The sequence below is a fragment of the Lujinxingia litoralis genome, from assembly GCF_003260125.1.
Lineage (GTDB): Bacteria > Myxococcota_A > Bradymonadia > Bradymonadales > Bradymonadaceae > Lujinxingia > Lujinxingia litoralis.
The window spans coordinates 317,429-330,978 of the sequence record NZ_QHKO01000003.1; the positions used below are offsets into that span (position 1 = coordinate 317,429).

Here is a 13,550-nt window from a genome sequence, read left to right on the forward strand (position 1 = left end):
TGAAGAGCGTGGGATATCTGGTGCAAAAGATGGCGCCCGGCTGTGAAGATTTTGAGCCCTTTATCGATACGTACGTCGATGAGGAGTTCGACGAGCGGGAACGTGCGGATATGGAAGCGCACCTTGCCGGCTGCGATCAGTGCCGGGCCCGGGTGCAGACCCAGGCTCAGTTTAAGGCGCGCTTTCGCGAACAGCTCTCCGGGGAACGCGCGCCGCAGGCGCTGCTGGAACGCATCAGTGGGGAGTTGGCCACGCTGGAGATGGAGGGAGAGCAGAGTGCTGCTGTGAGGCGTCCGCTCTATGTGCGTCTGGGCTGGGTGGCCGGGCCGCTGGCGGCGATGCTCGCGCTGGTGATCTTGCTGCCCGAGATGACGATCGCGCCGGCGGCCAGCAGTCAGGCCCCGGTGGTGGACCAGACCGTGGAGTGGCATAAGGGCAATTTCCCGCTGGAGATCACGACCTCCGATCCTCAGGAGGCCAGCGCCTGGTTTGAGAATAAGGTGGATTTTTCGGTGCGTCTGCCGCACTTCGATAATCACCGGGTCAACCTGCTGGGCGGGCGTATCGCCCATATCGAGGATCGCCGCGCCGCGCTGGTGCTCTATGAGGTCGACGGGGCTCGCCTCAGTGTGCTGCTCTTCGATGGGGAGGGGCTCAGGGTGCCGCGAGAGTCGATTCGCAATGTGGAAGACCGCGACATCGTCTGGCTCAATCAGAAGGGATTTGGCGTGGCGGTGGTCCAGGACCATGGCGTGACCTACGCGATGACCAGCGATCTCAATGAAGATCGCTTCCTGGGGCTAGTCGCCGGCACGATGAAGCGCTAAGAAGGTGCCATCATTGAAGATGGCCCTTCAAGGTTGAGTGAGACATGGTGGAAACGAGTGTGGCCGTCCTTTCGGGCGGCTTTTTTTTGGATGACGCGCGCGCGCACTTCGGAGCTGAGCGGGTGAGTCTGCTGGCCGACGACCTTCAGGAAGTCGCCGCGCAGCTCGGCGAGCTGGTGGAGCAGGGCGTGCAAGTCGCCGTGATCTATGGTGATGACGTGCTGCTGGGGCGCGTGGTGAGCGCGTGTCTGCGCGAGGTGGAGCTGGCGGCCAGTGGGCTGCGTCTGTGGCCCTGCGCGCCGGCCGGAGTGTCGACGGTGGCCGATGCCATCGGCGCCGCGCTCAAGCCTGGCCGAGCGGCCAGGCTCCTGGAGCAGGCCGCGGGCTGGCAGGCCGAGATGGTGCCCACTCTCAAGGTCAGCGCGAGCACCGAGGCCGGCGCGCTCTATGGGTTTAGCTTCGGGGCGGGCTGGGTCTACCGGGCTCAACAGGCCCGCAAACAGTCGCAGCAGGGGGCCAGCGAGCTGGTCAGCGCCATGGTCGGGTTGGCCTCCGATACGCTGCGCGAAACGCAGGGGACGGATGTGGCCGCGCGCATGCGGGTGGACCAGAGCGTGGTGGAGATGCATCAGGGCTCGGTGGTCGCGACCACCCTGGGGCGCACCTGGTTCGGGCTGCGCCATGGTGGTCCGGGTCCGGCCGTCTGGCCACACATTCCCACCCGCGCGCTGGTGCGCCAGGGGCTCAAACCCGAGCTCCTAGAGGCAGTGGGAGAGGGCGCCGGCAAGCCCCGGGAGCTGGGCTCGCTGGTGCTCGATGCCCCGGCCGGGTGGACGCTCGATGGGGCGCTTCATGCTCCCGACCCGGGCTGCGCGCTCCGGGTGAGCCCCGGGCCGAAGGTGGCGCTGGTGCGACCGCCGGGGCGCATCGGAAAGTGGGTTTCACGTGTGCTGGACGCGACGGCCCCCGACGCGCGATGATGGCGCCACGGCCGCCGGTCAACATGGGGTGGTAGGGCTGCGAATGGTGAGTTCAGGCGACGCCGAGCGCGCGCCGTGGAGCGAGGGAGAGGAGATGGACGTGGATAACGTCGATTCCGGGCAGGGATCAGGCAAAGGTGCGAAGTTTTTGAAGATCGCGGGCATTGGCTGTGCCGCGGTGATTCTTATAGGGGCGCTCTTTGCCGGTCTGGGGGTCTTTAAGGCTGTGTCATGCGTGGAGGATTTTGTCGGCATCGCTGAGTCCGCGCAGGAAGGGCAGTCTTTTGCGTATGAGTTTGTGGAGGCCGCGCGTCGGGGCGACTACCAGGGGGTCTACGATCGTCTCGACCCCGAGGCGCAGGCCGAGCTCAGCGTCGCCGAGGTGGAGCAGATGTTTGAGCCTCGCCGCGAGGCTCTGAATCGGGGAGAGCCTTTCCCGGTGGGGGTACGCCTGATCAGCAATGATACCGACCAGGGCACGACCTCCTGGGAGATGACCACGCGCATTGCCCGGCCGACCGATACCGAGGCGGTGCTCATGAGCATGGAGGTCGTCTACCGCGATGGCGCCGCCGGAGACGGGCGCTTTGGGGTCCTGGGCTGGGAGGTGCGTGAAGTGCTCCGGGAGATGGCCGAGGAGCCCGCGGCTCAGATGGCGATGCGTTTTCATCGCGAGGTGGTCAATGAGCGTGTCGAGGAGGCCCGGCGCTTCGTGGACAGGGAATCCCGCCTTTACAGCGAGTCGCTGGAGACCTTCGCGACGAACCTGGACGCGCTGCAGGAGTTGCCGGTGGTGGCTCCCAGGGTGGTGGCGGTCGGCTCGCTCGGGGCCTTTGCCTCCGATGTGACCCTGGAGATGGAGCGCGCCGGGCAGACGACGCAGGTGACGTACACGGTGTCGAACCTCGGGAAAATCCTCGACTTTAAGGGGCCGAACCTCGTGGATGCCACCGGTGAAACGGGAGCAGAAAGCGGCGCGGCGGAGGCTTCGGGGGAAGAGGCGGAAGTCCGCACCGATGCAGGAGATGAGGCGCCTGAATAGGCGGGTTTTGAGCGCCCGGCCAGCGCTTGACGCTGGCCCCGCAGCGCTGTTAATTCGAACGATGCCCATGCGTGACCCCCTCAGGTACACCCTGGGTTTTTACTTGCCGCCGGGCTTGACGCCTGCCAGCGCCAGCGCGGCTTTTCACCCACGTTCCAGATCAAGGCCGACGCGATGAGCAAGAAACCCGACGCACCTGACGTTGTCGAGGCGACGGAGACCGGCGCGGAGCAGGCGTCTCCGACTCCCCACTCCGCCGTGGAGAGCTTTTACAACGTGCACATCGCGCAGCTTCAGCGGGCGTTGGCGGTGGCCGGGCTCGAGGAGCATGTGCGCCTGATCCTGAGCCAGCCCAAAAACGAAGTCATCGTGAACTTTCCGGTGCGCATGGATGACGGGCACTTTGAGCTCTTCACCGGATATCGCATTCAGCACAACGATGTGATGGGGCCTTACAAAGGTGGCATTCGTTTTCATCACGAAGTCACGCTGGACGAGGTCAAAGCGCTGGCCGCGCTGATGACCTACAAATGCGCGCTGCTCAACGTGCCTTTTGGTGGGGCCAAGGGCGGGATTCGCATGAACCCGCGTCAGTACAGCGAGCGGGAGCTGGAGCGCATCACGCGCCGCTTTACCCACGATCTGGGCAATAATATCGGCCCCGAATACGACATCCCGGCCCCGGATGTGGGGACCAACAGCCAGATCATGGTCTGGATGATGGACACCTACATGAACATGCATAACGCCCATGACAAAAACGCCCAGCGGCGCATCGTCACCGGTAAGAGTCTGACCTCGGGAGGCAGCCGCGGTCGGGAGAAGGCCACCGGCCAGGGCGTCGTCTACTGCATTCAAGAGTGGGCTGAAGAGCAGGGCTTCCGGCTGGATGGCTGCACCTACACCTTGCAGGGCTTTGGCAACGTGGGCAGCCACACCGCGCAGATTCTCTCGCGGCTGGGGGCGGTGCTGGTGGCCGTGCAGGACCACACCGGCACCATCGCCAACCCCGACGGGATTTACCCGGGCAAGCTGAACCACCACGTGGAGAAGCACGGCGGCGTGGGCGGGTACAAGGGGGCTCGGCCCATCTATGACGAAGCGTTCTGGGAGGTGGAGTGCGATATCTGCATTCCGGCCGCGCTGGAGCTGCAGATCACCGAAGAGGTGGCCCGTAAGCTCAAAGCCCGGGTGGTGGTGGAGGCGGCCAATGGGCCCACCACCCTGGCCGGCGAAGAGGTGATGATGGAGCGCGGCATCGAGGTGATCCCGGACATGATGGCCAACGCCGGCGGGGTGGTCGTGTCGTATTTTGAGTGGATTCAGAATAAGCGCTCGGAATCCTGGCAGCTCCAGGAAGTCGACAGCCGCCTGCACTTCATGATGAAGAACGCCTACCACGAGATGCGCGCGTTTGCGCGTGAGCGCAACGTGGATAACCGCACCGCCGCCCTGGCGGTGGCGATCGCCCGTATCAACGCGGTTTACGTGGAGCGCGGCGTTTTCCCCTGAACATGTCCTGAGCACTCGGAGGCAGTGTGAGTAGCAGGCCACCTGTGGCCCGGCGAATCGGAGTCGATACCGGCGGCACCTTTACCGACGTGGTGATGCCCCGGGAGCAGGGCCGCCTCCGAGTGCACAAACTTCTGTCGACCCCGGCCGACCCTTCGGAGGCGATCGGTGCGGGGGTTGCCGCGCTTGCCGGCGCGTCGCCAGCGGGCTTCGAGCTGGTTCACGGCACCACCGTGGCGACCAACGCGCTGCTGGAGCGCCGCGGCGCGCGCCTGGCGCTGGTGATCACCGCGGGCTTCGAGGATGTGCTCTGGCTGGGGCGACAGGCGCGGCCCGACCTCTATGCGTTGCACGTGAAGATGCCCGAGCCCGTGCTGGCGCGCCCCGATGTGATCGGGGTGCGGGAGCGCCTGGGAGCCGCCGGAGAGGTGATCGAGGCGCTGAGCCCGGCGGAGGTCGCCCGGGTGGTCGAGGAGGTCGCGTCTCTGGGAGTGGATGCCGTGGCGGTGTGCACGCTGCACGCCTGGGCCAACCCGGCGCATGAGCAGCAGTTGGCCCGGGCGCTGCGCGAGCATCCGGCGGGCTGGCACGTGAGCGCAAGTCACGAGATCAGCGGGGCGTTCAGGGAGTTTGAGCGCGCCAGTACGGCCAGCATCAATGCCTATGTGGGGCCCCTGATGGCGCGCTACCTCGAACGCCTGCGCCGGCGAGTGCCGGGGGCCCGCACGCTGGAGGTGTTGCTCTCGCATGGGGGGCGTGCCGATGTGAGTTTTGCGGCGGCGCAGCCGGTGCACACCGTGCTTTCGGGGCCGGCCGGCGGGGTGGTAGGCGCCCTGGACGCCGCCCGCGAGGTGGGGATTGAGCGGATCATGACCCTGGATATGGGCGGCACCTCCAGCGACGTCTGTCTGGTCGATGGCGAGCTGGAAGTGCGCGAGGACGCCGTGATCGACGGGCTCTCGATGGTGGTGCCGGTCATCGACATCGTGACGGTGGGGGCCGGTGGGGGCTCGATCGCCTACCGCGACGCCGGCGGCGCGTTGCGTGTGGGGCCGCGCAGCGCCGGCGCCTCCCCCGGGCCGGCCTGTTACGGCCGGGGTGGCAGCGAACCCACGGTCACCGACGCTCATCTGGCGCTGGGCACGCTGCGCTCCGACCGCTTCCTGGGCGGGGAAATGGCACTCGATACCCGGGCGGCCCGGGAAGCACTCGCGGCCCTGGCCGCCGAACTCGATACCGATGGCGAGGTCCTGGCCCGGGGCGTGCTGGCGATCGCCGACGCGGCGATGGCCCGCGCGCTCAAGGTGGTGAGCCTGGAGCGCGGCCACGACCCCCGCGACTTTACGCTCGTGGGCTTTGGCGGGGCGGGAGGATTGCACGCCTGCCGCCTGGCCGAGGCCCTCTCGATGCGCCGGGTGCTCATTCCGCAACACCCCGGGCTCCTCTCGGCCCGGGGGATGCTCGGCGCTCGCCGGCGCCGCTTCTACCGCCGCACGCTGCTCGCTTCGCTGGACAGGGTGCTCGCCAGTGAAGCCGCCCTGCGGGAGATGCTTCAACGTCTGGAGGCGCGCGCCCGAGACGATTTGGGCAGCTCGCCAGACGAGGGGCTGGAGCTCGGCTGGGAGGCCGGCCTTCGTTATCAGGGCCAGAGCTTTGAGATCGTGGTGCCGGTGAGCTGGTGTGCCGATGCCCGCGTGCTGGACGATCCGCGAGAGGCTTTTGAGGCCGAGCATGAGCGCCTTTACGGGTATCGGGCCGCGCGGGAAATTGAGCTGGTGGGTCTGCGTCTGGGCGCCAGCCTCGGGGCCCCCGCCTGGCCTGAAGAACTCGCCAGCGCGGGGGATGCCCGCGCGCTGGCCGCGGCTACAACCACCGGGGTGGATTTCGGGCAGGGCCCAGAGGAGACCCGGATCGTGGAGCGTGAGTGGTTGAAGGAGGGGCAACGCCTCAAAGGACCGGTGATCATCACCGAGTACAGCGCCACCACCGTGGTGCCCCGGGGCTGGGAGCTCCGGGTGCAGCGATCGCATCTGGTGCTGGAACGGGAGGAATGATGGACGCGATCACTCTGGAGATTGAGCGCCACCGCTTTGCCTCGATCGCCGAGGAGATGGGTGTGGTGCTGATGCGCTCGGCCTTTTCCCCCAACATCAAGGAGCGCCGGGATTACTCGTGCGCCATCTTCGATGCCGCCGGGGATATGGTCGCCCAGGCCGCGCATATCCCGGTGCACCTGGGGTCGGCGCCGATGAGCGTGGCCGCGGCGCTGGCCGCCGGGCCGATGACGCCCGGGGAGTCGATCGTGCTCAACGATCCTTACGCCGGCGGCACCCATCTGCCCGACATCACCCTGGTCTCGCCAGTGTTCGATGCCCGTGGAGAGCTGGCCTTTGTGGTGGCCAACCGCGCGCATCACGCCGACGTGGGAGGACGCTGGCCCGGGAGCATGGGGCTCTCCACGCATATCGACGAGGAGGGGCTGCGCCTGGGGCCGACCCGGCTGAGTGACGCGGTGATCGAGCGCATCGTGGGTGCCAGTCGCACGCCCGAGGAGCGGCGAGGAGACCTGCAGGCCCAGCTGGCCGCGAACCTGCGGGGCGTGGAGCGGCTGCGCTCGGAGCTGGATCGGCGCGGCTCGTCGGTGCTCCTGGCGAGTCGGGCGCTCCAGGACCATAGCGAGCGCTACATGCGTAAGGTGCTCGGGGAGCTGGGGCAGGGCTGCTGGAGCTTTGAGGATGTGCTCGACGACGACGGGATGGGCAGCGGGCCGGTGCGCATTCACTGTGAGCTGACCTTGAGTCAGGGGCGGGCCCGGGTTGACCTGCGCGGCAGCGCCGACCAGGTGGCCGGGCCCCTCAACGTGCCACGGGCGGTGGCGGTCTCGGCGGCGCTCTACGCGTTTCGCTGTCTGGCGCCCCCCGAACTCCCGTCCAATGCGGGGTACATGCGCTGTGTGGAGGTACTCACCGAGCCGGGCTCCGTGGTCGATGCCCGGTGGCCGGCGCCGGTGGCGTTGGGCAATGTGGAGACGAGTCAGCGGGTGGTCGACGTGATCTTCGGAGCGCTGGCGCAGGCGCTTCCCGACCGAATTCCGGCGGCCTCCTGTGGGTCGATGAATAACCTGACCATCGGCGGTGAAGATCCCCGCCACGGGGGGCGCCCCTTTGCGTACTACGAGACGATCGGCGGCGGGGCCGGGGCCGGGCCCGGGTGGCACGGGCAATCGGCGGTGCACACGCATATGACCAACACGCTCAACACCCCGGTCGAGGCCCTGGAGCACGCCTATCCCCTGCGCATGATGCGCTATGAGCGCCGCCGGGGCTCGGGCGGGGCCGGGCGTTTTGTGGGCGGAGAGGGCGTGGTGCGCGAGTATGTGTTTGATGCGCCGGCGACCGTGAGTGTGATGGCCGAACGTCGGGTTCACGCGCCCTACGGGCTGGAGGGAGGCGCCCCCGGAAGATGCGGTCGCACCACCCTGATCCGGGCGGCCACCGGCCGTGAAGAAGTGCTGGCTGGCAAAATTTGCGTTGAAGTGCTGCCCGGCGATCGCCTCCTTGTAGAGACGCCGGGAGGGGGAGGGTTCGGTACCCCCGGGACGCCCGACGCGGCAGAGGCTTAGCCCCCTGGGGCGAAGGTCTGCGTCTTCGTACACCCTCGCCCCCTTCGCGAGAGGCAAGGTGCGCGTCTTTAGACCCCCTCGCCCCCCTCGCAAGAGGCAGGGTGTGCGTCTTTAGACCCCCTCGACCCCCTCGCAAGAGGCAGGGTGTGCGTCTTTTGACCCCCTTTATGCCCCCTTTGGGGTATGTGTCTGGCGAGCGAGGGGCCCTTGAGTGAGGCCGACGGAGCCAGGGCCCGGGTTTGAGGCCCGGCAGAGGTCTCGGGGCGCGGGTGAGCGCGCTTTAGAAGGCGATGCGTAGGCCGGCGTAGTTCGGGCCGAGCTCGGGGAGGAGGGTGGCCGCGGTGTCCTCGGCGCCGCGGCCCGGGTTGGCCAGGCGGTTGGCGCTCAGGTAGAGGACCAGTCCGGTGAGCACGCCGGCCGCGCCCACGGCGGCGCCGGTGGTGCCCCAGGCGCGGTAGCGGTCGCCGCGGGCCAGGAGCTCGGTCTGGCGGCGCTCCAGGGCGTCGGAGTCTTCGATCTGATATTCGGCGTCCCGGGCTGCCGCGGCGTTTTGCGATGCGAGGATCAGCATGGCGGTGCCGGCCACAGCCACCGGCGCCGACGCCGCCATGGTCCAGGTGCCTCCCCGGCGCCAGCTCGCCGCGCTGACATCAAAGGCCGCGGCCTCGGAGACCAGCGTCTCTTCCAGGCGGGCGTTTCGACCGGCGCCGACCGAGACCTTCTCGCGGCGAGTTTTGTAGCCGGGGTGGGTGAGCACCACCTGGTAGCGTCCCGGCCGTACCCGGGTGTTGACCGGGGTGGGGCCGAGATCGACCCAGGCGCCATGCTCCAGCTCCAGGTGCGCGGTGGCTCCCGCCGGCTCGCTTCGCACCTCCAGGGTCGCGGCGTCGTCCCGAAGCGCGGATTCAAGCTGGGCGACACGCTCGCGAATGCGCTCGGCGCTGGGAGAGTCGGCGTCAGGGGTGGCCAGGTAGCCCAGATAGAAGTGGCGTGCCGGCCCCCAGACCCCGAGCTCATGAAGCGAGCGGCCGATGGCGCCGCGCAAAAGCGGGTCGGGCGCCAGCTTGTAGGCCTGCAGGTAGTAGCGCAGGGCCGCTTCGTAGTGGCCGGCCTCAAAGCAGGCGACGCCAACCATGGTCAGCGAGCGCGGGTCGTGGCGCAGGTCCGGAGTGAGGTAGTCGGGGCACTCCTGCGGCGGCGTCTGGGCCCGAGCCGTGGGGCTCCACAGGCACAGGGCCAGGAGCATGGCGAGCATCGCGCCGCTACGTCGGTTCCCCCGACAGATGTTTGAAAGGAATGATGGAGACATCAGCAACTGTATTAAGCCATTGCAGGGTACGGCAGCCTCAGCGTCCGGGCTGAAAAAACTCTACGAGGTGCGGGCTGATCTGACAACCGCACAGACCCGATTCCGGGGCGTGGATGGGTGATTGCTCCGGGGGGGGGCTTCTCCTATATTGCATCGCCGACCAGGCTCCGGGATTTGCCCGAAGCGGCCGTTTTTCGGGCCGAGCACCCGTCTTTTTGAGTAGCGCGTGGTATCTACCGACGAACATGATCCGACAGGCTCCACGCGCGAGAAGGTGTGCTGGCAATGCGGACGCACCTTTAGCACGGCGCTGGAGGTATGCCCGGATGATGGCGCGCGGCTGATTGAGACCGGGCTCGAGGATCTTGAGGACCCGCTGATCGGCTCGATCTTCGACGGGCGTTTTCAGATCTACCACAAGCTGGGGGAAGGGGGGATGGGCGCGGTCTACAGCGCGCGCCGCCTGGATTTTGAGACCGACGTGGCGCTCAAGCTCCTCAAGCTCGACTTTGCCCGGGATGAGGGGATCCGTAAGCGCTTTATGTACGAGGCGCGGGTCATCTCCAATCTGCGGCACCCGCACGCGGTACGCCTCTTTGATTTCGGTCAGACCTCCGAGGGCCATTTCTACATGGTCATGGAGCTTTTGACTGGCGAGAGCCTGGCCGACCGGCTGGCGTATCGTTTTGTGAGCTATCGGGAGGTCTTCGACATCATCCCGCCGATCTGTGGGGTGCTTGGCGAGGCGCATGCGCAGGACGTGATCCACCGCGATCTTAAGCCCGAGAATATCTACCTGCTCAAGGTCGAGGAGAACCGGGAGTTTCCCAAGCTGCTCGATTTTGGCATCGCCAAGCATCATCGCGCCGAGACGATGACGCAGTCGGGCACGCTCTGGGGTACGCCGGCGTACATGAGCCCGGAGCAGGCCCGGGGCGACGTGGTCGGCGCGGCGGCCGATATCTACGGCGTCGGGGTCATGCTCTATGAGCTGATCAGCGGGAATCTGCCTTTTCAGGCCTCCACGCAGATGGGGTTCGCGGTCAAGCACCTCAATGAGCCGGCGCGAGCGCTCTCATCGATTCCCGGGCTCAAGAGTGTGCCCGCCTCGCTCGATGCGCTGGTGTTGAGCATGTTGGCCAAGCGTCCCGAGGACCGGCCGCGCTCCATGGAAGAAGTCGTGGCGCGGCTGGAGGCGATTCGGGAGCGGGACTTTTCGGCGGACCTGCTCTCATCGGTGCCCGCCGAGGAGGTCGACCCGATTGCGCTGCAGGCGTGGATGAAGGAGGGCTCCGGCGCGAGCACCGTGCAGGAGAGTGGCGAGGGGGTGGTGGTTTCGACCTCGCCAGTGGGCGCGGCGCGGGAGGTCGATGTGTTTGGTCAGACCAGCGCGATTGGGGCGTTCCCGATGTTTGGGGGAAGCAGCGCGCGGGAGTTTGAGGAGACACTGCCCGGGCCGGCCTTGCCCTATCCCGGCGACGCGGTGGGGCAGGCGGCGGCGGAAGGGACCCCGGAGGCGGTTGTCCCCGCTGTGGAAGAGGACCGCTCGAATCAGGCGGAGCAGGACGCTGCCGCCGGGGAGCGCGTCGCCGGTGGGGAGGCACGTCGGCGTATGGTTCTGGTGTTTGCCGCCGGCGCGGTGATGATGGCGCTGGCGGTGGCCCTGCTCTTTTTCGGGGGAGGCGTGCCGGAGGGCGGCAGCGAGGCGTTGGCGCCGCCGCCGGCGCTGCCCTCGGTGCCCCTGGATATGGGGAATGTGGCGAGCGCCGCGGCACTGCACGGAGCCCACGTCACCTTTGAGGTTCGCGAGCTCGTGCGGCAACTCGCCGAAGCCCAGCGCCTGGGGGAGGCGCAGGATTTTGAGTTCGTGAATGAGGAGCCCGCGTCGACGGATGCGCCGGCGGGCGGGGACGGGAAGCGCGGCAAAGGGGCGCCGGCGGTCAACGACCGCGACCTGCGAAAGGCGCTGGAGAGCACGTTTTAATGGATGCAGCGGAGCTTGAGCGTCGACGCCAGGGGCGTCGGGGCCGGCTCGCTAAGAGGGCTTCTACCACCGCGGGAGGCGTCGCCGCGTTGCGGTGTGGCTCCGCAGGGTAAGTCGTAAGAGGTAGGTCGTATGGCCAGAGCTCGGTATCAGGGGATGAACATTCGTGAGATCGCTCAGGGCGGGGACGGGGTGGCGGAGCTGCCCGATGGGCGCGTGTGTTTTGTGCCCGGTGCGCTCCCGGGTGATGTGGTTGAGGTGGAGTTAACCCGCGACAAAAAGCGGTGGGCGCGAGCCCGTGTGCTTGAGCTGGAGACGCCCTCGCCCTGGCGAGTCAAGCCTGAGTGCTCGTATGCCGAGCGGGGCTGTGGGGGGTGTCAGTTCTGGCATGTGGAGCCGGCGCAAGAGCTTCGCTGGAAGGCGCAGGCCGCGTTTGAGGCGATGCAGCGCATCGCCGGGGCGCCCTTGCCCGAACCCGGGCTCCACCCGGCGCCCGCGCCCCGGGGCTATCGCACTCGGGTGAGTTTTCATCAACGCCGCTCGCGGGAGGGCCGGGTTGAGCTGGGGTTCTTCAAGACCGAGAGTCACCGCGTGATCCCGGTCGAGAGGTGTGCGGTCGCGATCCCGCTGCTTAACGAGGTGCTGGAGAGCTGGCGCGCGCCCCTGGCGCTCCTGGGGGAGGCGGAGATTCTGGTGGAAAGCGCCGGGGCTGGCGAGGCCGTGATCAGCGCGACGCTCACCGGCGCCGAGGCGCCGACGGCGGCCGCACTGGACGCCATTGAGAAACGCGTGCAGGAGGGCGGGGCGTTGCGAGGCCTCCAGATCGAAGGCAGCCGGGGAGAGCGTTGGCAGTTTGGACGGCCGGAGATCGACGCGGACCAGATTCTGGCGCGTCCGGCGGCGGAGCGCGCGATGGCGCCGGGGCAGTTTCGCCAGAGTAACGCCGGGGTGAATCAGCAGTTGGTCACCCGCGCCAGTGAGCTTCTCCACGAGGTCGGAGCCCGACGGGTGCTTGAACTCTTTTGCGGGGCCGGGAACTTCTCCTTTGCGCTGGACGGGCAGGTGGAAGCGTTGCACGGGCTCGAAGGCAGCCGCGAGGCCATCGCCGATGCCCGCGCGATGGCGGATGCGGCCGGTCTGGAGACGCTGAGTTTTGAAGGGGCCGACCTCTTTGATGAGAGGGTCTATCAGGCGCTCGAGCCCGGGGCGTTTGATGCGGTGCTCCTGGATCCACCACGTGACGGTGCGCAGGCGGCGGCCACCTGGCTCGCCGCGCCTGGTCACACGATAAGGTCGGTGGTGTACGTGGCCTGTGACCCGGCCTGCATGGCTCGCGACCTGGGGACGCTGGTCGGCGGTGGCTGGCGAGTGGAGGGGCTGGAGTTCTTCGATCTCTTTCCGCGCACGCGCCACATTGAGACCATCGCCTGGCTCCGGCGCTGAGTCGCGCGCTCAGTCTTCGAACTCAAAGGTGGCTTCGTCGATGTCGTCGGCCTCTTCGATCGCTTCGCGGACCTGGTCGGCGGCGTCGTCGAGCGCGCCGGTGACCCGGGTGTCGAGGGCTTCGCGGGCTTCGGTGAGCGCCTGATGTTCGACCTGTGCTTGCTGCGTCAGAGCGTCGCGGTCCACCGCTGGCTCCGGGCGCTTTTCGCAGCCGGCCAGCAGACTCGCCACAAAAAGGCTGCCTGCGATGATGGCCAGGTGTCGTCGCATTACGCCGTCGCGGCCGTTAAATCGTCCAGATCGATCTCGCCATCGCTGACACGATCGATGATTCGGCAGATGCGGCCGGTCAGGGTGCGCAAGATCGGAAACTCCTTCAGATCGCCGGTCCAGAATTGCACGCCTTTGTAGGTGGCAACGGTCTGGTCACAGATGCGCAGGTGCACGTTGGTCTCATCCTCGCGTCGTTGGCGACGCGCCGGAGATACCGTCCAGAAGGGGTGCGCGATCAAAAGCTCGATAAAACGACGGGTGTCCTGCTCGGAGAGGGTGAGGCTCCAGAGTTCGGGGCTCTCGTCGTCGAAGCGCCAGCTCAACAGAAGGCGGCCGGCTCCAGAGATCTGGAGGGTGACGATGCCGAGATCGTCATAGTTACCACCGATCTGACAGAAGAAGTGGAGCCCGGCTGTGTCCTGCTCACGATCGAGGACCGCCTTGAGCCGACGCTCCAAGATCTCGATAGGGTCTGACAAGGATAAACCTCCGCACAGGACAAGACGAAAACCGCGTGTCAAGTTTTAGCTTCAGAGCGCGAAGAGCGTCAAGCCCGAC

At 67.2% G+C, this 13,550-nt stretch carries 11 protein-coding genes; 8 read left to right on the forward strand and 3 right to left on the reverse strand.

What is annotated here, in order from left to right; translation table 11 throughout:
• The first annotated feature begins 8 nt into the window (after window positions 1–8).
• The 6 genes from DL240_RS08640 to DL240_RS08665 all read left to right on the forward strand — a co-directional run bounded on the left by DL240_RS08640 (window position 9) and on the right by DL240_RS08665 (window position 7,983).
• Entirely contained in the window at window positions 9–827 is an 819-nt protein-coding gene (locus DL240_RS08640; RefSeq protein WP_146618192.1) for an anti-sigma factor family protein, read from the forward strand.
• A 44-nt stretch (window positions 828–871) separates the two neighbouring features.
• Window positions 872–1,807 carry a hypothetical protein gene (locus DL240_RS08645; protein ID WP_111729480.1) on the forward strand — a complete coding sequence of 312 codons (936 nt, stop codon included), beginning with the start codon at window positions 872–874 and terminating at the stop codon, window positions 1,805–1,807.
• A gap of 94 nt (window positions 1,808–1,901) precedes the next feature.
• Entirely contained in the window at window positions 1,902–2,849 is a 948-nt protein-coding gene (locus tag DL240_RS08650; RefSeq protein WP_111729481.1) for a hypothetical protein, read from the forward strand.
• Window positions 2,850–3,023: 174 nt separating this feature from the next.
• On the forward strand, window positions 3,024–4,361 hold the full coding sequence (locus tag DL240_RS08655) for a Glu/Leu/Phe/Val family dehydrogenase (protein ID WP_111729482.1): 1,338 nt from the start codon (window positions 3,024–3,026) through the stop codon (window positions 4,359–4,361).
• A gap of 26 nt (window positions 4,362–4,387) precedes the next feature.
• Window positions 4,388–6,415 carry a hydantoinase/oxoprolinase family protein gene (locus tag DL240_RS08660; RefSeq protein WP_146618193.1) on the forward strand — a complete coding sequence of 676 codons (2,028 nt, stop codon included), beginning with the start codon at window positions 4,388–4,390 and terminating at the stop codon, window positions 6,413–6,415.
• Window positions 6,415–7,983, forward strand: a complete 1,569-nt coding sequence (locus tag DL240_RS08665; protein WP_111729484.1) for a hydantoinase B/oxoprolinase family protein — start codon at window positions 6,415–6,417, stop codon at window positions 7,981–7,983. The genes DL240_RS08660 and DL240_RS08665 overlap by 1 nt, the downstream gene beginning before the upstream one ends.
• Before the next feature lie 280 nt (window positions 7,984–8,263).
• On the opposite strand, the gene DL240_RS08670 is transcribed toward DL240_RS08665, so the two are convergent.
• On the reverse strand, window positions 8,264–9,238 hold the full coding sequence (locus DL240_RS08670; RefSeq protein ID WP_158542446.1) for a PEGA domain-containing protein: 975 nt from the start codon (window positions 9,236–9,238) through the stop codon (window positions 8,264–8,266).
• A gap of 280 nt (window positions 9,239–9,518) precedes the next feature.
• Here DL240_RS08670 and DL240_RS08675 point away from each other — a divergent pair, with 280 nt between their 5' ends.
• Window positions 9,519–11,276 (forward strand): serine/threonine protein kinase, encoded by a 1,758-nt coding sequence (locus DL240_RS08675; RefSeq protein WP_111729486.1) that lies wholly within the window; start codon window positions 9,519–9,521, stop codon window positions 11,274–11,276.
• A 132-nt stretch (window positions 11,277–11,408) separates the two neighbouring features.
• Window positions 11,409–12,719: a class I SAM-dependent RNA methyltransferase gene (locus DL240_RS08680; RefSeq protein WP_111729487.1), complete on the forward strand. Its 1,311-nt coding sequence runs from the start codon at window positions 11,409–11,411 to the stop codon at window positions 12,717–12,719.
• Window positions 12,720–12,728: 9 nt separating this feature from the next.
• On the opposite strand, the gene DL240_RS08685 is transcribed toward DL240_RS08680, so the two are convergent.
• Together DL240_RS08685 and DL240_RS08690 are read right to left on the reverse strand one after the other, a co-directional pair.
• Complete coding sequence (locus tag DL240_RS08685) at window positions 12,729–12,989, reverse strand: hypothetical protein (RefSeq protein WP_111729488.1); 261 nt, start codon at window positions 12,987–12,989, stop codon at window positions 12,729–12,731.
• Window positions 12,989–13,471, reverse strand: coding sequence for a hypothetical protein (locus DL240_RS08690; RefSeq protein ID WP_111729489.1), 483 nt, complete (start codon window positions 13,469–13,471; stop codon window positions 12,989–12,991). Before DL240_RS08690 ends, DL240_RS08685 begins: the two co-directional genes overlap by 1 nt.
• Window positions 13,472–13,550 lie beyond the last annotated feature (79 nt).